The sequence below is a fragment of the Streptomyces sp. RGM 3693 genome (assembly GCF_050471125.1).
GTDB lineage: Bacteria > Actinomycetota > Actinomycetes > Streptomycetales > Streptomycetaceae > Streptomyces.
Window position 1 is genome coordinate 1,049,596 of sequence record NZ_JBMPPQ010000001.1, and the last position, 19,602, is coordinate 1,069,197.

General features: G+C 66.3%; 11 protein-coding genes, 1 tRNA gene and 3 rRNA genes. 12 read left to right on the top strand and 3 right to left on the bottom strand.

The window, feature by feature from the left end; genetic code table 11:
- Nucleotides 1-207: 207 nt before the first annotated feature.
- From ACO0M4_RS04470 to ACO0M4_RS04485, 4 genes are read left to right on the top strand one after another with little or no spacing between them, the layout of a single operon-like run.
- Complete coding sequence (locus ACO0M4_RS04470) at nt 208-2,427, top strand: polyribonucleotide nucleotidyltransferase (RefSeq protein WP_430368291.1); 2,220 nt, start codon at nt 208-210, stop codon at nt 2,425-2,427.
- The gene (locus ACO0M4_RS04475) at nt 2,424-3,803 is read left to right on the top strand and encodes a M16 family metallopeptidase (protein WP_430368292.1); all 1,380 of its coding nucleotides are present in this window, start codon (nt 2,424-2,426) and stop codon (nt 3,801-3,803) included. Before ACO0M4_RS04470 ends, ACO0M4_RS04475 begins: the two co-directional genes overlap by 4 nt.
- Nucleotides 3,804-3,850: 47 nt before the next feature.
- Nucleotides 3,851-4,603 carry a 4-hydroxy-tetrahydrodipicolinate reductase gene (dapB, locus tag ACO0M4_RS04480; protein ID WP_430368293.1) on the top strand — a complete coding sequence of 251 codons (753 nt, stop codon included), beginning with the start codon at nt 3,851-3,853 and terminating at the stop codon, nt 4,601-4,603.
- A 5-nt stretch (nt 4,604-4,608) separates the two neighbouring features.
- Nucleotides 4,609-5,079, top strand: coding sequence for a hypothetical protein (locus ACO0M4_RS04485; protein WP_430368294.1), 471 nt, complete (start codon nt 4,609-4,611; stop codon nt 5,077-5,079).
- A gap of 105 nt (nt 5,080-5,184) precedes the next feature.
- Here the strand turns inward: ACO0M4_RS04485 and ACO0M4_RS04490 are convergent, their stop codons facing one another.
- Nucleotides 5,185-5,742 carry a PH domain-containing protein gene (locus ACO0M4_RS04490; RefSeq protein ID WP_430368295.1) on the bottom strand — a complete coding sequence of 186 codons (558 nt, stop codon included), beginning with the start codon at nt 5,740-5,742 and terminating at the stop codon, nt 5,185-5,187.
- 117 nt (nt 5,743-5,859) lie between these two features.
- Nucleotides 5,860-6,099, bottom strand: coding sequence for a hypothetical protein (locus ACO0M4_RS04495; RefSeq protein WP_430368296.1), 240 nt, complete (start codon nt 6,097-6,099; stop codon nt 5,860-5,862).
- A 241-nt stretch (nt 6,100-6,340) separates the two neighbouring features.
- On the opposite strand from ACO0M4_RS04495, the gene thyX reads away from it, so the two are divergent.
- From thyX to ACO0M4_RS04535, 8 genes are all read left to right on the top strand, one after another.
- Complete coding sequence (gene thyX / locus ACO0M4_RS04500; RefSeq protein ID WP_430368297.1) at nt 6,341-7,087, top strand: FAD-dependent thymidylate synthase; 747 nt, start codon at nt 6,341-6,343, stop codon at nt 7,085-7,087.
- Nucleotides 7,088-7,308: 221 nt separating this feature from the next.
- Nucleotides 7,309-8,208 carry a 4-hydroxy-tetrahydrodipicolinate synthase gene (gene dapA / locus ACO0M4_RS04505; RefSeq protein ID WP_430368298.1) on the top strand — a complete coding sequence of 300 codons (900 nt, stop codon included), beginning with the start codon at nt 7,309-7,311 and terminating at the stop codon, nt 8,206-8,208.
- Nucleotides 8,209-8,324: 116 nt separating this feature from the next.
- Nucleotides 8,325-10,010: a ribonuclease J gene (locus ACO0M4_RS04510; protein WP_430368299.1), complete on the top strand. Its 1,686-nt coding sequence runs from the start codon at nt 8,325-8,327 to the stop codon at nt 10,008-10,010.
- Between the two features lie 690 nt (nt 10,011-10,700).
- Nucleotides 10,701-12,229 (top strand): 16S ribosomal RNA (locus ACO0M4_RS04515).
- A 299-nt stretch (nt 12,230-12,528) separates the two neighbouring features.
- Nucleotides 12,529-15,650: ribosomal RNA gene (locus tag ACO0M4_RS04520) — 23S ribosomal RNA — on the top strand.
- A gap of 76 nt (nt 15,651-15,726) precedes the next feature.
- Nucleotides 15,727-15,843 (top strand): 5S ribosomal RNA (rrf, locus tag ACO0M4_RS04525).
- Together the 16S, 23S and 5S rRNA genes form the textbook arrangement of a ribosomal RNA operon.
- Before the next feature lie 115 nt (nt 15,844-15,958).
- Nucleotides 15,959-16,636, top strand: coding sequence for a DegT/DnrJ/EryC1/StrS family aminotransferase (locus tag ACO0M4_RS04530; RefSeq protein WP_430368300.1), 678 nt, complete (start codon nt 15,959-15,961; stop codon nt 16,634-16,636).
- Nucleotides 16,637-16,696: 60 nt separating this feature from the next.
- Nucleotides 16,697-16,769: transfer RNA gene (locus ACO0M4_RS04535), tRNA-Thr, on the top strand.
- Nucleotides 16,770-16,861: 92 nt separating this feature from the next.
- Here the strand turns inward: ACO0M4_RS04535 and ACO0M4_RS04540 are convergent.
- Nucleotides 16,862-19,483: a SpoIIE family protein phosphatase gene (locus tag ACO0M4_RS04540; RefSeq protein WP_430371239.1), complete on the bottom strand. Its 2,622-nt coding sequence runs from the start codon at nt 19,481-19,483 to the stop codon at nt 16,862-16,864.
- Between the last annotated feature and the right edge of the window lie 119 nt (nt 19,484-19,602).

Consider the following 19,602-nt stretch of genomic DNA (forward strand, 5'->3'; position numbering starts at 1 on the left):
CTTTGTAGTCTGGTGCCATATCGCAAAAGCGAACGCGGTAGGAGCGCCTCCTGGCCGCCGGTCCTCGGTAGTGGCCCCCGGGCCGTCCATGGCAGACCATGCGACATCACTCCGGGTGCTTCGATCGAAGACCGGCCCGCACCGGCGCTCCACCGAAGACGGTCCCCTGCCACACGGGCAGCGGACGCAGACGAGGAGATATTCCTGGTGGAGAACGAGACCCACTACGCCGAGGCCGTTATCGACAACGGTTCCTTCGGCACCCGCACCATCCGCTTCGAGACGGGCCGCCTGGCCAAGCAGGCCGCCGGCTCCGCCGTGGCGTACCTGGACGACGACACCATGGTGCTGTCGGCCACCACCGCTTCCAAGACCCCGAAGGACCAGCTGGACTTCTTCCCGCTGACCGTCGACGTCGAGGAGCGGATGTACGCAGCCGGGAAGATCCCTGGTTCCTTCTTCCGCCGTGAGGGCCGCCCCAGCGAGGACGCGATCCTCACCTGCCGCCTCATCGACCGGCCGCTGCGCCCCTCCTTCAAGAAGGGCCTGCGCAACGAGATCCAGATCGTCGAGACGATCATGGCGCTCAACCCCGACCACCTCTACGACGTGGTCGCCATCAACGCCGCCTCCTGCTCCACGCAGCTGGCCGGCCTGCCCTTCTCCGGCCCGATCGGCGCCACCCGTGTCGCCCTGATCAACGGCCAGTGGGTGGCCTTCCCGACCCACTCCGAGCTGGAGAACGCGGTCTTCGACATGGTCGTGGCCGGCCGGGTGCTGCCCGACGGCGACGTCGCGATCATGATGGTCGAGGCCGAGGCCACCGAGAAGACCATCGAGCTGGTCAAGGGCGGTGCCGAGGCCCCGACCGAGGAGGTCGTCGCCGCCGGCCTGGAGGCCGCCAAGCCCTTCATCAAGGTCCTGTGCAAGGCCCAGGCGGACCTCGCCGCGAAGGCCGCCAAGCCGACCGGCGAGTTCCCGGTCTTCCTCGACTACCAGGACGACGTCCTGGAGGCGCTGACCAAGGCCGTCAAGGACGAGCTCGCGCAGGCGCTCACCATCGCCGGCAAGCAGGCGCGCGAGGCCGAGCTGGACCGCGTCAAGGTTCTGGCCGCCGAGAAGCTGCTCCCGGAGTTCGAGGGCCGCGAGAAGGAGATCTCCGCCGCGTACCGTTCGCTGACCAAGACCCTGGTCCGCGAGCGCGTCATCAAGGAGAAGAAGCGGATCGACGGCCGCGGCGTCACGGACATCCGTACGCTCGCCGCCGAGGTCGAGGCGATCCCGCGGGTGCACGGTTCCGCGCTGTTCGAGCGTGGCGAGACCCAGATCCTGGGCGTCACCACCCTCAACATGCTCCGCATGGAGCAGCAGCTGGACACCCTCTCCCCGGTGACCCGCAAGCGCTACATGCACAACTACAACTTCCCGCCGTACTCCGTCGGTGAGACCGGCCGCGTGGGCTCCCCCAAGCGCCGCGAGATCGGCCACGGTGCGCTCGCCGAGCGCGCCATCGTGCCGGTGCTGCCGACGCGCGAGGAGTTCCCCTACGCGATCCGCCAGGTCTCCGAGGCGCTGGGTTCCAACGGCTCGACGTCCATGGGCTCGGTTTGTGCCTCGACCATGTCGCTGCTGAACGCCGGTGTGCCGCTCAAGGCCCCGGTCGCCGGTATCGCCATGGGCCTGATCTCCCAGGAGATCGACGGCCAGACCCACTACGTCGCCCTCACCGACATCCTCGGTGCGGAGGACGCCTTCGGCGACATGGACTTCAAGGTCGCCGGCACCAAGCAGTTCGTGACCGCGCTCCAGCTCGACACCAAGCTCGACGGCATCCCCGCCTCGGTCCTGGCCGCCGCGCTGAAGCAGGCCCGTGACGCGCGTCTGCACATCCTGGACGTCATGAACGAGGCCATCGACGTCCCGGACGAGATGTCCCCGAACGCCCCGCGGATCATCACCGTCAAGATCCCGGTGGACAAGATCGGTGAGGTCATCGGCCCCAAGGGCAAGATGATCAACCAGATCCAGGAGGACACCGGCGCCGACATCACGATCGAGGACGACGGCACCATCTACATCGGTGCCGCCGACGGCCCGGCCGCCGAGGCCGCCCGTGCCACGATCAACGGCATCGCCAACCCGACCATGCCGGAGGTCGGCGAGCGCTACCTGGGCACCGTCGTCAAGACGACCACCTTCGGTGCGTTCGTGTCCCTGCTCCCGGGCAAGGACGGCCTGCTGCACATCTCGCAGATCCGCAAGCTGGCCGGCGGCAAGCGCGTCGAGAACGTCGAGGACGTGCTCGGCGTGGGCGCCAAGGTCCAGGTCGAGATCGCCGAGATCGACCAGCGGGGCAAGCTGTCCCTGATCCCCGTGATCGAGGGAGAAGACACCGCGGCCGATCAGAAGGACGACCAGGCCAAGTGACGTCCCGTACGTACACGACGACGGCCCGCACCTCCTCGGAGGGGCGGGCCGTCGCCCGTACCCAAACGCTTCTGAAGGGCGCTGCGGGCGCCGGCACGGTCCGCCGCACCACCCTCCCCGGCGGGCTGCGCGTGGTCACCGAGACGCTGCCCACCGTCCGCTCCGTCACCTTCGGGATCTGGGCGCACGTCGGCTCCCGCGACGAGACCCCGTCCCTGAACGGTGCCACCCACTACCTGGAGCACCTGCTCTTCAAGGGCACGCAGCGGCGCTCCGCCCTGGACATCTCCGCTGCCGTCGACGCGGTCGGCGGCGAGATGAACGCCTTCACGGCGAAGGAGTACACCTGCTACTACGCGCGGGTACTCGACACCGATCTGCCGCTCGCCATAGACGTGGTCTGCGACATGCTCACCGGCTCGCTGATCGAGGCCGAGGACGTGGACGCCGAGCGCGGGGTGATCCTCGAAGAGATCGCGATGACCGAGGACGACCCGGGCGACTGCGTGCACGACCTGTTCGCGCACACCATGCTCGGTGACACCCCGCTGGGCCGCCCCGTCCTGGGCACCGTCGACACCGTCAACGCGCTGTCAGCCGATCGCATCCGGCGCTTCTACAAGAAGCACTACGACCCCACCCATCTGGTCGTCACCGCCGCCGGCAACGTCGACCACGCCAAGGTCGTCCGCCTGGTACGGCGCGCCTTCGACCGGGCCGGCGCACTGCACCGCGCGGACGCCACCCCGGTCGCCCCGCGCGCCGGCCACCGCGTCCTGCGCACCGCCGGCCGGGTCGAACTGCTCGGCCGCAAGACAGAGCAGGCCCATGTGGTCCTCGGCATGCCGGGCATGTCCCGCAACGACGACCGGCGCTGGGCGATGGGCGTGCTGAACACCGCACTGGGCGGCGGGATGAGCTCCCGCCTCTTCCAGGAGGTCCGCGAGAAGCGCGGTCTGGCGTACAGCGTGTACTCCTTCACCTCGGGCTTCGCCGACTGCGGCCTGTTCGGCGTCTACGCCGGCTGCCGGCCCAACCAGGTGCACGACGTCCTCAAGATCTGCCGCGACGAACTCGACACGGTGGCGGCCGAGGGCCTCACCGACGACGAGATCCGTCGTGCGATCGGCCAGTTGCGCGGCTCCACGGTCCTCGGCCTGGAGGACACCGGTGCACTGATGCACCGGCTCGGCAAGAGCGAACTGTGCTGGGGCGAGCACATGTCGGTCGACGAGGTGCTGGCCCGGATATCGGCGGTGACCCCGGACGAGGTCCGGGAGGTGGCCCGTGATGTCCTGGGCGCACGCCCCTCGCTGTCCGTCATCGGCCCCCTGAAGGACCGGCAGGCGGCCCGCCTGGAAGACGCCGTCGCCTAGGCGACGGCGTCAGCGGGCCGTCCCACCACGAGAGAGAGCGGAAAACGATGAGCAAGCTGCGCGTGGCCGTCCTGGGAGCCAAGGGGCGCATCGGCTCCGAGGCCGTCCGGGCCGTCGAGGCCGCCGACGACATGGAGCTGGTCGCGGCCCTCGGCCGCGGCGACAGTCTGGAGACGCTGGTGGAGACCGGCGCCCAGGTCGCGGTGGAACTCACCAATCCTGACGCGGTGATGGACAACCTCGACTTCTGCCTGCGGCACGGCATCCACGGTGTGGTCGGCACGACCGGCTGGACCGACGAGCGCCTCGCGCAGCTGCGCACCTGGCTCGACGCCGCCCCCGGCGCCGGTGTGCTGATCGCCCCGAACTTCTCCCTCGGCGCGGTGCTCACCATGCGGTTCGCGCAGCAGGCGGCGCGTTTCTTCGAGTCCGCCGAGATCGTCGAGCTGCACCACCCCAACAAGGCGGACGCCCCGTCCGGCACGGCCGTCCGCACCGCGCAGCTGATCGCCAAGGCCCGCGCGGAGGCCGGCTGCCCGCCGCAGCCGGACGCCACCCAGACCGCGCTGGACGGCGCCCGCGGCGCGGACGTGGACGGCGTCCCGGTGCACTCGGTGCGGCTGCGCGGTCTGCTGGCGCACCAGGAGGTGCTGCTCGGCGGGGTGGGGGAGACCCTCACCATCCGCCACGACTCCCTGCACCACAGCAGCTTCATGCCGGGCATCCTGCTCGGTGTGCGGCGCGTGGTAGACGTTCCGGGCCTGACGGTGGGCCTGGAGAACTTCCTCGATCTGAGCTGACGATCATGGGCGGAAAGATCACGTACTTCTTCCTCGCCACCGTGCTGGTGCTGGTCTTCGGCGTGGTGGCGATGGAGGGCGTCCTGCTCCTGCTGACCGGGGAGCCGGCGGCGATGGGCATGGGCGCGGTGGCCTTCGTCCTGCCGTGCCTGGGCGGCTGGTTCCTGTGGGCCAACACCCGCTTCGCCCGCGATGCGAACCGGCTGGCCGGCGAGCTGGAGGCGGAAGGCGGCCTGACGGTCGACGACCTCGCGCGCACCCCCGGCGGCCGGATCGACCGGGACGCAGCCGACGCGGCCTTCGCCCGGCGGCAGGCCGAGACCGAGGAGGCGCCCGGCGACTGGCGCGCGTGGTTCCGGCTCGCCGTCGCCTACCGGGACGCCCGGGACACCCCGCGCGCCCGCAAGGCCATGCAGCGCGCCATCGCCCTGCACGACGGCAAACCGGTCCCCGGCGAGCCGGTCCGGACCGGCTGAGTCCTGGAAAACGCCGAGGAATACCGCCGAGGAAAGCACCGAGGAAAAACGCCGACCGCCCGGGTCCGTACGGAACAGTCGTACGGACCCGGGCGGTCGGCGTCTTCAGGGGGTGCAGTACTCCGCCGCCCACGCCTCCAGCACGTCGGCGGCCTGCTCGAACCGCTCCGAGCGGCCCAGGAAGTCACCGTTGCGGTCCGTCAGCAGGGCCCGCAGCGGTTCCCCCTGCGTCCGCTCGACGCGCAGCGCCTGTCCCTGCACCGTCCGCGGCAGCCCCAGCCAGCGCACCGGCTGCTGGATCGTACGGACCGCGGCGACCGCGGACCACTGCAGCGTGGTGGTGCGCAGCAGGTTCACCTGCCGCAGCCCCCGGGCGCTCACCCAGACCCCCACCCGCACCAGCCGCAGTGCCAGTGCGATCACCAGCACCGCCACCGCCGCGCAGACCGCCGCCCCCACCGGCGACCCGGCCAGCGCGATGATCAGCGCCGAGAGCAGGACGAACGAGGCGAGCAGCAGAAAGACCGCCGCCGCCCCCACCCGCCACGGTCCGGGGCGGTAGGGACGGCGCCAGTGCTCTGGGTCGTGGTACGGCGGGGGGACGGGATCCGTGCGGCCGTCGGCCTGGAGGGCGCGGTCGGCCGTCAGGAAGGGCAGGGGCACTGCTGGTCCTCACTCAGGGCTGGTCGGCACGGAACGGCATGCCGACGGAAGCTGTGAGCGGTGAGGCTATCGGGACTGGCGGAGCGGAACCACCCGGTGGCCCGCTCCGCCGCCGGCTCAGCGGTGCGCGGCCTCGGATTGGTGCACCCCGGTCGAACCGGAGGTGTCCTGCTGGAGGGCCGGCAGGCCGAACAGCAGGGCGCCCGTCAGGCCGCCCACCACGGTGAGTGTGATCAGGGACTGGCCGACGAGCTGCGCGCGCGAGGGGCGCGAGCGCGGCGGGGGAGTGATATTGCTGCGGAACCGGTCTGCCTCGGCAACGAAGGCGAACGGGACGGGCTCTCGCCGGCGGAACATGAGGGGGCTCTCCTAGGAACCTCGAAGTGGGCACTGTCACAGGGAAAGACGACGGAGGCGTCCGTTTGGTGCCCGTTTTCCGTTACTTCTGTGAAAAATATCAACCGCCGTCCGCCGGGTTGCAGGCGGGGTCAGCTTTGCTCCGCTTTGTCGCTAACGCGGCATCAGCTGGCATTTCCCGGACTGTCAGTGGCGGGCCGTAGGCTGGACGCGCACGAGGATCGAATGGAAGGAACCGCCGGTGTCCCACACCCCCGACCGCGCCGAGAGCGCACCCGTCAGCTTCCGGAGCGAAGTGACGGTCGAGTTGGTCAAGCACAGCGCAGCGGACAGCGATGTGCTGTGGGCGGCCCGGGTCTCGACGGCCGGCGAGCAGTCCCTGGAAGAACTGCAGAAGGACCCGGAGCGCTCCAAGGGCCTGATCAACTACCTGATGCGGGACCGGCACGGCAGCCCGTTCGAGCACAACTCCATGACGTTCTTCATCAGCGCACCGATCTTCGTCTTCCGCGAGTTCATGCGCCACCGCGTCGGCTGGTCGTACAACGAGGAGTCCGGCCGCTACCGCCAGCTGGAGCCGGTCTTCTACGTCCCCGGTGAGTCCCGCAAGCTCGTCCAGCAGGGCCGCCCCGGCAAGTACGAGTTCGTCGCGGGCACCTCGGCGCAGCACGAGCTCACCGACCGGGTCATGGAGGACAGCTACCGCCAGGCGTACGAGGCGTATCAGGAGATGCTCGCCGCCGGCGTCGCCCGCGAGGTCGCCCGCGCGGTGCTCCCCGTCGGCCTCTTCTCCTCGATGTACGCCACCTGCAACGCCCGGTCCCTGATGCACTTCCTCGGCCTGCGGACGCAGCACGAGCAGGCGAAGGTCCCCTCCTTCCCGCAGCGCGAGATCGAGATGGTCGGCGAGCAGATGGAGGCCCACTGGGCCAAGCTCATGCCCCTCACCTACGCCGCCTTCAATGCGAACGGCCGTATCGCCCCGTAGCGCTTCGGCTGCGTACGGCGCCGCACGGCCCGCACGACGTGCCGCGCTCGCGCCACCGGGATACCCGTCCGAAGTGTCCGGATTGCGGCACTTTGTGAAGTTCCTTTACGCTGAACAAACGGACCCGGCACTGCTTGAACCCCCGAGCAGGCAGTGCCGGAGTCCACATCCCTCCTCCCCAGAGGCACACCCCGCGGCGCCCTACGAGTAGCGTGGGACCCATGGCTCCGACTTCCACACCGCAGACCCCCTTCGGGCGGGTGCTGACCGCCATGGTCACGCCGTTCACGGCGGATGGCGCCCTCGATCTCGACGGCGCGCAGCGGCTCGCCGCACACCTGGTGGACGCCGGCAACGACGGCCTTGTCGTCAACGGCACCACCGGAGAGTCCCCGACCACCAGCGATACGGAGAAATCCCAGCTGGTCCGTGCCGTGGTGGAAGCCGTCGGCGACCGCGCCTTCGTCGTCGCCGGAGCCGGCACCAACGACACCCGGCACAGCCTGGAGCTGGCCCGCGCGGCGCAGGACGCCGGCGCGCACGGTCTGCTCGCGGTGACGCCGTACTACAGCAAGCCCCCGCAGGAGGGCCTGCTGCGCCACTTCACCGCCATCGCGGACGCCACCGACCTGCCGGTGATGCTCTACGACATCCCCGGCCGCAGTGGCGTCCCGATCAACACCGAGACCATGGTCCGGCTCGCCGAGCACCCGCGGATCGTCGCCAACAAGGACGCCAAGGGCGACCTCGGGCGCGCCAGCTGGGCCATCGCCCGCTCCGGCCTGGCCTGGTACAGCGGTGACGACATGCTCAACCTCCCGCTGCTCTCGGTCGGCGCCGTCGGCTTCGTCTCCGTCGTGGGGCACGTCGTCACGCCCGAGCTGCGCGCCCTGCTGGACGCCCACCTCAACGGCGACGTCACCAAGGCCGCGGAGATCCACCAGAAGCTGCTGCCCGTCTTCACCGGCATGTTCCGCACCCAGGGCGTGATCACGACCAAGGCCGCCCTCAGCCTGCAGGGCCTGCCCGCCGGTCCGCTGCGGCTGCCGCTGGTCGACCTCTCGCCCGAGGAGACCGAACAGCTCAAGCGCGATCTCGCCGCCGGCGGGGTACAGCTCTGAATACAGACTTCATAACTGAATACGGACCAACAACAACCGCCACATAGCAAGTGCACGAATGTCATGCGCGCCACGTGCCTCGACGGCAGCGTGGCGCGCATGGTGAGGAGAGTCTTTTGAGTCATCCGCATCCTGAGCTCGGCGCCCCGCCGAAGCTGCCCAAGGGCGGCCTGCGCATCACCCCCCTCGGTGGCCTGGGTGAGATCGGCCGCAACATGACGGTCTTCGAGTACGACGGTCGGTTGCTGATCGTCGACTGCGGAGTGCTTTTCCCCGAGGAGGAGCAGCCCGGAATCGACCTGATCCTGCCGGACTTCACGTCCATCAGGGACCGCCTCGACGACATCGACGGCATCGTGCTCACGCACGGCCACGAGGACCACATCGGTGGCGTCCCCTACCTCCTGCGCGAGAAGCCGGACATCCCGCTGATCGGCTCCAAGCTGACCTTGGCCCTCATCGAGGCCAAGCTCCAGGAGCACCGGATCCGCCCCTACACGCTGGAGGTCGCCGAGGGCGACCGCGAGCGCCTGGGCCCCTTCGAGTGCCAGTTCGTCGCCGTCAACCACTCCATCCCCGACGCACTCGCGGTCGCCATCCGCACCCCCGCGGGCATGGTCGTCCACACCGGCGACTTCAAGATGGACCAGCTCCCGCTGGACCGTCGACTGACCGACCTCCCGGCCTTCGCCAAGCTCGGCGAGGAGGGCATCGACCTCCTCCTCTCCGACTCCACGAACGCCGAGGTCCCCGGCTTCGTCCCGCCGGAGCGCGACATCTCCAACGTGCTGCGCCAGGTGTTCGCCAACGCCGACAAGCGCATCATCGTCGCCAGCTTCGCCAGCCATGTGCACCGCATCCAGCAGATCCTCGACGCGGCCCACGAGTACGGCCGCCGGGTCGCCTTCGTCGGCCGCTCGATGGTCCGCAACATGGGCATCGCCCGCGAACTGGGCTATCTCAAGGTCCCCGCGGGCCTGGTCGTCGACGTCAAGACCCTCGACGACCTGCCGGACGACGAAGTGGTGCTGGTCTGCACGGGCTCCCAGGGCGAGCCGATGGCCGCCCTCTCCCGGATGGCCAACCGCGACCACCAGATCCGCATCGTCCAGGGCGACACGGTCATCCTGGCCTCGTCGCTCATCCCCGGTAACGAGAACGCGGTCTACCGCGTGATCAACGGCCTCAGCCGTTGGGGCGCGAACGTGGTCCACAAGGGCAACGCCAAGGTCCACGTCTCGGGCCACGCCTCGGCCGGCGAGCTGCTGTACTTCTACAACATCTGCAAGCCGAAGAACCTCATGCCGGTACACGGCGAATGGCGCCACCTCCGCGCCAACGCCGAACTGGGCGCACTGACGGGCATCCCCAAGGACCGCATCGTCATCGCCGAGGACGGCGTGGTCGTCGACATGGTCAACGGCATCGCCAAGATCACCGGCAAGACCCAGGCCGGCTACGTCTACGTCGACGGCCTCTCGGTCGGCGATGTCACCGAGGCGCACCTCAAGGACCGCCGCATCCTGGGCGACGAGGGCATCATCTCGGTCTTCGTGGTCGTCGACAGCAGCACCGGAAAGACCGTGGGCGGACCCAACGTCCACGGCCGCGGTTCGGGCATCGACGACGCGGCGTTCGAGGCTGTCGTCCCCAAGATCGAAGAGGCGCTGTCCAAGGCGGCCCAGGACGGCATCGCCGAGCCCCACCAGCTCCAGCAGCTGATCCGCCGCGCAGTCGGCAAGTGGGTGTCGGACAACTACCGTCGCCGCCCGATGATCCTCCCTGTGGTCGTCGAGGTCTGACGGACGGACCGTCCGACGGTCCTCAAGTAGGAGCGGGGCGCCCCGATTTGCATCGGGCGCCCCGCTCCAGTACGTTTACGGCTCCGCCAGAACGGGAAGCACCGCGCGCTGCGCGTGCGGACTGCTCCCCACAAACCGCGGAATTCCGGCCCAGAGCAATCTGATAAAGTCGGATCAGCCGAAAGGCAAACTCCTCCGATCAGAATTCAGAACCGAATTCGAACCGGTAGCGCCTCATTGAGAAGCGGGCCGGAAGCGAAAAGGATCTGATAAAGTCGGAAAGGTCGAAAAGCGAAAGCGAAGCGGCCGGACCTCGCTCCAGCAGGGGGCCAGAGACGGAAACGGATCTGGTAAGGTTGGAACCGCGAAGAAGCCGAAAGGCCGAATCGCACCGGCGAAAGTCAGGGCCGAAAGGATCTGATAGAGTCGGAAACGCAAGACCGAAGGGAAGCGCCCGGAGAGCCTGGTGAAACGGGCACAAAGGAAGCGTCCGTTCCTTGAGAACTCAACAGCGTGCCAAAAGTCAACGCCAGATATGTTGATACCCCGTCTCCATCATGGAGATGAGGTTCCTTTGAAAGTCCTTCCAAGTTTTTGGGAGGCGCACAGCGAGGACGCTGTGAACCGTGAGGATTATTCCTCCTCGTGGTTCCGCTCAACGCGAGTGTCACACCGGATTACCGGTAAACATTCACGGAGAGTTTGATCCTGGCTCAGGACGAACGCTGGCGGCGTGCTTAACACATGCAAGTCGAACGATGAACCTCTTTCGGGAGGGGATTAGTGGCGAACGGGTGAGTAACACGTGGGCAATCTGCCCTTCACTCTGGGACAAGCCCTGGAAACGGGGTCTAATACCGGATATGACACACGGAGGCATCTTCTGTGTGTGGAAAGCTCCGGCGGTGAAGGATGAGCCCGCGGCCTATCAGCTTGTTGGTGAGGTAATGGCTCACCAAGGCGACGACGGGTAGCCGGCCTGAGAGGGCGACCGGCCACACTGGGACTGAGACACGGCCCAGACTCCTACGGGAGGCAGCAGTGGGGAATATTGCACAATGGGCGAAAGCCTGATGCAGCGACGCCGCGTGAGGGATGACGGCCTTCGGGTTGTAAACCTCTTTCAGCAGGGAAGAAGCGAGAGTGACGGTACCTGCAGAAGAAGCGCCGGCTAACTACGTGCCAGCAGCCGCGGTAATACGTAGGGCGCGAGCGTTGTCCGGAATTATTGGGCGTAAAGAGCTCGTAGGCGGCTTGTCACGTCGGATGTGAAAGCCCGGGGCTTAACCCCGGGTCTGCATTCGATACGGGCAGGCTAGAGTTCGGTAGGGGAGATCGGAATTCCTGGTGTAGCGGTGAAATGCGCAGATATCAGGAGGAACACCGGTGGCGAAGGCGGATCTCTGGGCCGATACTGACGCTGAGGAGCGAAAGCGTGGGGAGCGAACAGGATTAGATACCCTGGTAGTCCACGCCGTAAACGTTGGGAACTAGGTGTGGGCGACATTCCACGTCGTCCGTGCCGCAGCTAACGCATTAAGTTCCCCGCCTGGGGAGTACGGCCGCAAGGCTAAAACTCAAAGGAATTGACGGGGGCCCGCACAAGCAGCGGAGCATGTGGCTTAATTCGACGCAACGCGAAGAACCTTACCAAGGCTTGACATACGCCGGAAAGCGCTAGAGATAGTGCCCCCCTTGTGGTCGGTGTACAGGTGGTGCATGGCTGTCGTCAGCTCGTGTCGTGAGATGTTGGGTTAAGTCCCGCAACGAGCGCAACCCTTGTTCTGTGTTGCCAGCATGCCTTTCGGGGTGATGGGGACTCACAGGAGACTGCCGGGGTCAACTCGGAGGAAGGTGGGGACGACGTCAAGTCATCATGCCCCTTATGTCTTGGGCTGCACACGTGCTACAATGGCCGGTACAATGAGCTGCGATACCGCGAGGTGGAGCGAATCTCAAAAAGCCGGTCTCAGTTCGGATTGGGGTCTGCAACTCGACCCCATGAAGTCGGAGTTGCTAGTAATCGCAGATCAGCATTGCTGCGGTGAATACGTTCCCGGGCCTTGTACACACCGCCCGTCACGTCACGAAAGTCGGTAACACCCGAAGCCGGTGGCCCAACCCCTTGTGGGAGGGAATCGTCGAAGGTGGGACTGGCGATTGGGACGAAGTCGTAACAAGGTAGCCGTACCGGAAGGTGCGGCTGGATCACCTCCTTTCTAAGGAGCATCTAGACGGTCGTAAGATTGTCCAGAGCCACTACGTCGGCGAATGTTCGACGGTGGTTAGCTCATGGGTGGAACGTTGACTATTCGGCACGATGGGTTGGGTTTGTTAGTACTGCTTCGGCGTGGAACGCAAGTTTTGACTGGTCGTGTTGGGCGCGCTGTTGGGTGTCTGAGGGTACGGACTGTGGTCTGGACCTTCGCGATGCCGGCCCCGGTGAAGCATCCTTTGTGGGTGTGTGACGGGTGGCTGGTCGTTGCTTGAGAACTGCACAGTGGACGCGAGCATCTGTGGCCAAGTTTTTAAGGGCGCACGGTGGATGCCTTGGCACCAGGAACCGATGAAGGACGTGGGAGGCCACGATAGGCCCCGGGGAGCTGTCAACCAAGCTTTGATCCGGGGGTGTCCGAATGGGGAAACCCGGCAGTCGTCATGGGCTGTCACCCGCTGCTGAACACATAGGCAGTGTGGAGGGAACGCGGGGAAGTGAAACATCTCAGTACCCGCAGGAAGAGAAAACAACCGTGATTCCGGGAGTAGTGGCGAGCGAAACTGGATGAGGCCAAACCAGTCACGTGTGATACCCGGCAGGGGTTGCGTGGTTGGGGTTGTGGGAGTTCTTTTGATCGGTCTGCCGGCCGGTCGGCGAGTCAGAAACCGTTGATGTAGGCGAAGGACATGCGAAAGGTCCGGCGTAGAGGGTAAGACCCCCGTAGCTGAAACATTAGCGGCTTGCTTAAGAACCACCCAAGTAGCACGGGGCCCGAGAAATCCCGTGTGAATCTGGCGGGACCACCCGTTAAGCCTAAATATTCCCTGGTGACCGATAGCGGATAGTACCGTGAGGGAATGGTGAAAAGTACCGCGGGAGCGGAGTGAAATAGTACCTGAAACCGTGTGCCTACAAGCCGTGGGAGCGTCGCGCATCAAGCTTGCTTGGTGCGTCGTGACTGCGTGCCTTTTGAAGAATGAGCCTGCGAGTTTGCGGTATGTTGCGAGGTTAACCCGTGTGGGGAAGCCGTAGCGAAAGCGAGTCCGAATAGGGCGTGGAGTAGCATGCTCAAGACCCGAAGCGGAGTGATCTAGCCATGGGCAGGTTGAAGCGGAGGTAAGACTTCGTGGAGGACCGAACCCACCAGGGTTGAAAACCTGGGGGATGACCTGTGGTTAGGGGTGAAAGGCCAATCAAACTCCGTGATAGCTGGTTCTCCCCGAAATGCATTTAGGTGCAGCGTCGTGTGTTTCTTGCCGGAGGTAGAGCACTGGATAGGCGATGGGCCCTACCGGGTTACTGACCTTAGCCAAACTCCGAATGCCGGTAAGTGAGAGCGCGGCAGTGAGACTGTGGGGGATAAGCTCCATGGTCGAGAGGGAAACAGCCCAGAGCATCGACTAAGGCCCCTAAGCGTGTGCTAAGTGGGAAAGGATGTGGAGTCGCAGAGACAACCAGGAGGTTGGCTTAGAAGCAGCCACCCTTGAAAGAGTGCGTAATAGCTCACTGGTCAAGTGATTCCGCGCCGACAATGTAGCGGGGCTCAAGTACACCGCCGAAGTCGTGTCATTGCGATATTACCCCCAACGGGGATCGTGATGGGTAGGGGAGCGTCGTGTGCCGGGTGAAGCAGCCGTGGAAACGAGTTGTGGACGGTTCACGAGTGAGAATGCAGGCATGAGTAGCGATACAAGAGTGGGAAACTCTTGCGCCGATTGACTAAGGGTTCCTGGGTCAAGCTGATCTGCCCAGGGTAAGTCGGGACCTAAGGCGAGGCCGACAGGCGTAGTCGATGGACAACCGGTTGATATTCCGGTACCCGCTTTGAAACGCCCAATATCGAATCCATTAATGCTAAAGCCGTGAAGCCGGCCTGGAGTCTTCGGACAAAGGGACGTGGTGGAGCCGTTGACCCAAGGTGGTAGTAGGTAAGCGATGGGGTGACGCAGGAAGGTAGTCCAGCCCGGGCGGTGGTTGTCCCGGGGTAAGGGTGTAGGCCGTGTGGTAGGTAAATCCGTCACACGTTAAGGCTGAGACCTGATGCCGAGCCGATTGTGGTGAAGTGGATGATCCTATGCTGTCGAGAAAAGCCTCTAGCGAGTTTCATGGCGGCCCGTACCCTAAACCGACTCAGGTGGTCAGGTAGAGAATACCGAGGCGTTCGGGTGAACTATGGTTAAGGAACTCGGCAAAATGCCCCCGTAACTTCGGGAGAAGGGGGGCCATTTCTGGTGAGGGAACTTGCTTCCTGAGCTGGGGGTGGCCGCAGAGACCAGCGAGAAGCGACTGTTTACTAAAAACACAGGTCCGTGCGAAGCCGTAAGGCGATGTATACGGACTGACGCCTGCCCGGTGCTGGAACGTTAAGGGGACCGGTTAGCTCCATTTCGGTGGGGCGAAGCTGAGAACTTAAGCGCCAGTAAACGGCGGTGGTAACTATAACCATCCTAAGGTAGCGAAATTCCTTGTCGGGTAAGTTCCGACCTGCACGAATGGCGTAACGACTTCTCGACTGTCTCAACCATAGGCCCGGTGAAATTGCATTACGAGTAAAGATGCTCGTTTCGCGCAGCAGGACGGAAAGACCCCGGGACCTTTACTATAGCTTGATATTGGTGTTCGGTTCGGCTTGTGTAGGATAGGTGGGAGACTTTGAAGCGCCAACGCCAGTTGGTGTGGAGTCGTTGTTGAAATACCACTCTGGTCGTGCTGGATGTCTAACCTGGGTCCGTGATCCGGATCAGGGACAGTGTCTGGTGGGTAGTTTAACTGGGGCGGTTGCCTCCTAAAGAGTAACGGAGGCGCCCAAAGGTTCCCTCAGCCTGGTTGGTAATCAGGTGTTGAGTGTAAGTGCACAAGGGAGCTTGACTGTGAGACTGACGGGTCGAGCAGGTACGAAAGTAGGGACTAGTGATCCGGCGGTGGCTTGTGGAAGCGCCGTCGCTCAACGGATAAAAGGTACCCCGGGGATAACAGGCTGATCTTCCCCAAGAGTCCATATCGACGGGATGGTTTGGCACCTCGATGTCGGCTCGTCGCATCCTGGGGCTGGAGTCGGTCCCAAGGGTTGGGCTGTTCGCCCATTAAAGCGGTACGCGAGCTGGGTTTAGAACGTCGTGAGACAGTTCGGTCCCTATCCGCTGCGCGCGTAGGAGTCTTGAGAAGGGCTGTCCCTAGTACGAGAGGACCGGGACGGACGGACCTCTGGTGTGCCAGTTGTTCTGCCAAGGGCATGGCTGGTTGGCTACGTTCGGAAAGGATAACCGCTGAAAGCATCTAAGCGGGAAGCCTGCTTCGAGATGAGGGCTCCCTCCCACTTGATGGGGTAAGGCTCCCAGTAGATGACTGGGTTGATAGGCCAGATATGGAAGCGCCGTAAGGTGTGGAGTTGACTGGTACTAATAGGCCGAGGGCTTGTCCTCAGTTGCTCGCGTCCACTGTGTAGGTTCTGAAGTAACGACTGTTGAGTCATGCTCCGGTTGGTTATCTTCATAGTGTTTCGGTGGTTTTAGCGTTAGGGAAACGCCCGGTTACATTTCGAACCCGGAAGCTAAGCCTTTCAGCGCCGATGGTACTGCAGGGGGGACCCTGTGGGAGAGTAGGACGCCGCCGAACAATTATTTAGCTCCGGTCCCTGAACCTTCTGGTTCAGGGACCGGAGCTTTTTTGTTTGGGATGTGCAGTGGTGGTCGTAACGTGACGTTCAACTGACCTGGACATGCTCCGCGGCATGGGGACAGTGGGAACGCTCAGGTCAGCCGGTGTCCGCGCTGGTGATGAGGTGGTGGTGCCGGCCTACGGCAACGCCGAAGTCGCCCGGGCGGTGGTGGAGTTGGGGGCGGTGCCGGTGTTCGCCGATGTGGATGCCGACAGTTACTGCCTGGATGCGGCGGCGGTGGCGGACGCGGTGACCGGTCGGACCGCCGCGGTGATGGCGGTACACCGGTTCGGGCGGCCGGCGGATGTGGCGTGGATCCGTGAAGTCGGCCAACGGTACGGGTTGTTGGTGTTGGTCGAGGACGAGCTGGGGGCGCGGCCGGACGGGGCGGAGCTGCGGCGGGAGCACGCCAGGTATCTGGACGGACGGCTGAGTGGCGTGCGGACGCCGGCGCCGGCGTCCGGGCACCGCTATGAGCAGTACGTGGTGCGGGTGCCGGGGAATGGGCGGCCGGACCGGGATGCGTTCGCGCGGGCGTTGCAGGCCAAGGGAGTTGGCTGCAAGGTGCCGGTGCAGACGCCGGTGTACCGGATGCCGGGGCTGCGGCGGGACGTCTTTCTTCCGGAGACCGAGCGGGCGGTTGACGAGACGTTGGCGCTGCCGTTGGACGCGGGAATGACGCGGCGTGAGGTGCAGCGGATGGCGGGGGCCTGCAATGCACTCGGGGGATTGCTGCAGCCGGCCTTCTAGGTGGGTGCGGGGACGGTTCGGAATTGCCCTGGGCGTGGGGTAGTATTTATCTCGTTGCCGGCCCCAATAGCTCAGTCGGCAGAGCGTCTCCATGGTAAGGAGAAGGTCTACGGTTCGATTCCGTATTGGGGCTCAAATAAGGGAAAGTCCCCCGCCATTCGGCGGGGGACTTTTTTGTATGGGGTTGGCGGAGGAGGGGGCCCCCGCCGTCCGGCCCGATGGGGGCTAGGCGGCGGGGACTTCGGGGACGCGCAGGGCGAGGATGGCCATGTCGTCGGAGGCTGGTTCGGCGGCGAAGCGTTCCACGGCGCGCAGGACGCGGGCGGCGACGGCGCCGGCGGTGAGGCCCGTACACGTCGTCAGGACGTCGGTGAGGCCGTCGTCGCCGAGCATGCGGGTGCCCTCGCGGCGTTCGGTGACGCCGTCGGTGACGCACAGCAGGACGTCGCCGGGGTCGAGGGTGACGGTCTGTTCGTAGAGTTCGAGGTCGTCCATGACGCCGAGCAGGGGCTGCGGCTCGGCGGCTGGGGCGACCGTGCCGTCCTGGCGGAGGCGTAGCGGTAGCGGATGGCCGGCGCAGACCACCTTCAGCAGGGCACTGCCGTCGGGCTGCGGCCACAGTTCGCCGTAAAGGAGCGTCAGGAAGCGGCTGCGGGCGCCCTCGTCGAGGATGGCGGCGTTGAGTCGTTCCAGGACGGCAGGGCCGCCGAAGCCCTCGCGGGCGAGGAGGCGGAGGGCGTGGCGGGCCAGTCCGGTGACGGCGGCGGCTTCCGGGCCGGTGCCGCAGACGTCGCCGATGGCGAAGCCGTACGCGCCGTCGCGGATGGGGAAGAGGTCGTAGAAGTCGCCGCCGACCTCGTTGCCCTCGCCGGCCGCGCGGTAGATGACCTCGACCTCGACGCCGGGGATGTCGGGGAGCTCCGGGGGCAGCAGGCTGCGCTGGAGCGACTGGCTGATGGCGGTGCGCTCGCTGTAGAGGCGGGCGTTGTCCAGGGCCAGGGCGGCGCGGCGGGAGAGGTCCTCGGCGAGTTCGAGGATCTCCTGGCGGAAGTGTTCCTCGGTGGGCTTGCCGAGGGTGAGCATGCCGATGACGCGGTTGCGGGCGACGAGGGGGAGTACGACGGTCTCGCCGCCGACCGCGGACGCGGTGGCCAGGGTGGCGCCGGGCCCCGTGGAGGGGCGGGCGGATTCCTCCAAGCCGAGGCTGCGCAGGGAGGTGCGCAGCGCCGCGTCGTGGGCGGCGTCGGCGGGGGCGGTCCAGACGCGGGCGCCGGGGGTGGGGACGGGCTCGGGTGGATCGACCTTCATCAGCAGGGTCTTGAGGCCGTCGATGCGGTCTTCGTCCTCATGGAGGACGTAGGAGAGTTCTGGTTCCGAGCTCTGGTCGGCGACCGTGTAGACGGCGCACCAGGTGGCGAGGGTGGGGACCGTCATCTGCGCCATGAGGGCGAGTGTCTGGTCGCGGTCGAGGGTGCCGGCCAGGAGGTCGGACGCCTCGACGAGGAACGAGAGGGAGCCGCGGCGGAGCTTCTCCAACTCGGTGAGGCGGGCGCGTTCGACGGCGAGGGCGATGCGGTCGGCGGCGAACTGGAGGCGCAGGGCCTCTTCGTTGGTGTAGCGGGCCGGGCCCTCGGCGGCGACGCCCAGTGAGCCGGTGAGGCGGCCCTCGACCTTGAGCGGGACGGTGACGACCGAGCGCATGCCGGTGCCGGCGAGGAGCGGGACGGCTCCGGGGACCGCGGTGAGGTCCTCGTGGACGGCGGGCATCCGGGCGGAGCCGTAGCGTCCTGAGCCGGCCTCGACGGGGACGCGGGCGAACCGTTGGCGGGCCGAGGGCAGGCCCGTCGAGGCGCGGACCTCCAACTCGGTCTCGTCGTCGGTGGCCAGGAGGAGGTAGGCGGCGTCGCCGTCGAGCATGTCGCGGGCGCGTTCGACGGTGCGCTGGAGCAGGCCGTCGAGGTCGTCGGGGGCGGGGGAGCCGATGAAGACCTCGAAGGGGTCGACGGGGCGGCCCTCGGACGAGGTGGCGGCGTCGGCGGCGGGGGGACGCTGGGGGCTCTGGAGGATGGCGCGCTCGTGGTCGCGGACCAGGAGGCAGACGGTGGACGCCTCGCCGTCGGCGTCGCGGACCCGCAGGTGGGAGGCGTAGACGGGGACGACCCGGCCGTCGGCGCCCCTTATGCCGTAGGAGCCCTCCCAGCGGGAGAGCTGGAGGGCCTCGGCGATGCCGGTGCCGGTGCCGGGGGTGTGCGGCCAGGCGGCGAAGTCGGTGAGGGGTTTGCCGATGACCTGTTCGGGGTCGTAGCCGAAGAGGTCCTGGGCGTCCTCGTTCCAGAACGTGACGCAGCCGCCGCGCTCGATCTGGATCACCGCGACCCGGACCCGGGCGTCGGTGACCGGGAGGGCATCGACGGGGAGGGCGGGGCCGGCGGAGCGGGTGCCGGCCGGGCGTTCGGGGAGGTCGAGGTGGAACCAGACGTGTTTCTGGGCGGTGGTGTACTCCACGCCCCAGCGGGCGGCCAGGGCGCCGCAGAGCAGCAGACCGCGGCCGCCCTCGCGGTCGGGGTGGACCATGGCCTGGCCGGTGCTCTGGAGTGGAATCTCACGTTCGGGGTAGCGGTCGGCGACGGAGATGCGGACGCCGCCGTCGCTGCGCAGGCAGAGCACGTCGGCGGCGGTGCCGGCGTGCACCACGGCATTGGTGACCAGTTCGCTGGTGAGGACCACGGCGTCGTCGACGATGTCGGCGTAGCCCCATCCCTGGAGGGTGTCACGGACGAAGGCACGGGCAGTGGCGACAGAGCGCCCGACCGGCTCGAAGGTGGCGGCGGCCCGCGCGGTGATCACTGGTCTCCTCATGCGTGTGTCGGTGATCTGCTCCCCCATGGTCGCGGTGCCCCTCCGAATACCTGTCGTGCTCGCACCACCGCCCGGGGAAAAACTGGGGCGGGTGGACAGCCGTATGC

Coding starts and splice junctions, on each gene's coding strand:
- dapB (WP_430368293.1), top strand. CDS start 3,851: ATGAGCAAGCTGCGCGTGGCCGTCCTGGGAGCCAAGGGGCGCATCGGC.
- ACO0M4_RS04485 (WP_430368294.1), top strand. CDS start 4,609: ATGGGCGGAAAGATCACGTACTTCTTCCTCGCCACCGTGCTGGTGCTG.
- ACO0M4_RS04495 (WP_430368296.1), bottom strand. CDS start 6,099: ATGTTCCGCCGGCGAGAGCCCGTCCCGTTCGCCTTCGTTGCCGAGGCA.
- dapA (WP_430368298.1), top strand. CDS start 7,309: ATGGCTCCGACTTCCACACCGCAGACCCCCTTCGGGCGGGTGCTGACC.
- ACO0M4_RS04530 (WP_430368300.1), top strand. CDS start 15,959: ATGGGGACAGTGGGAACGCTCAGGTCAGCCGGTGTCCGCGCTGGTGAT.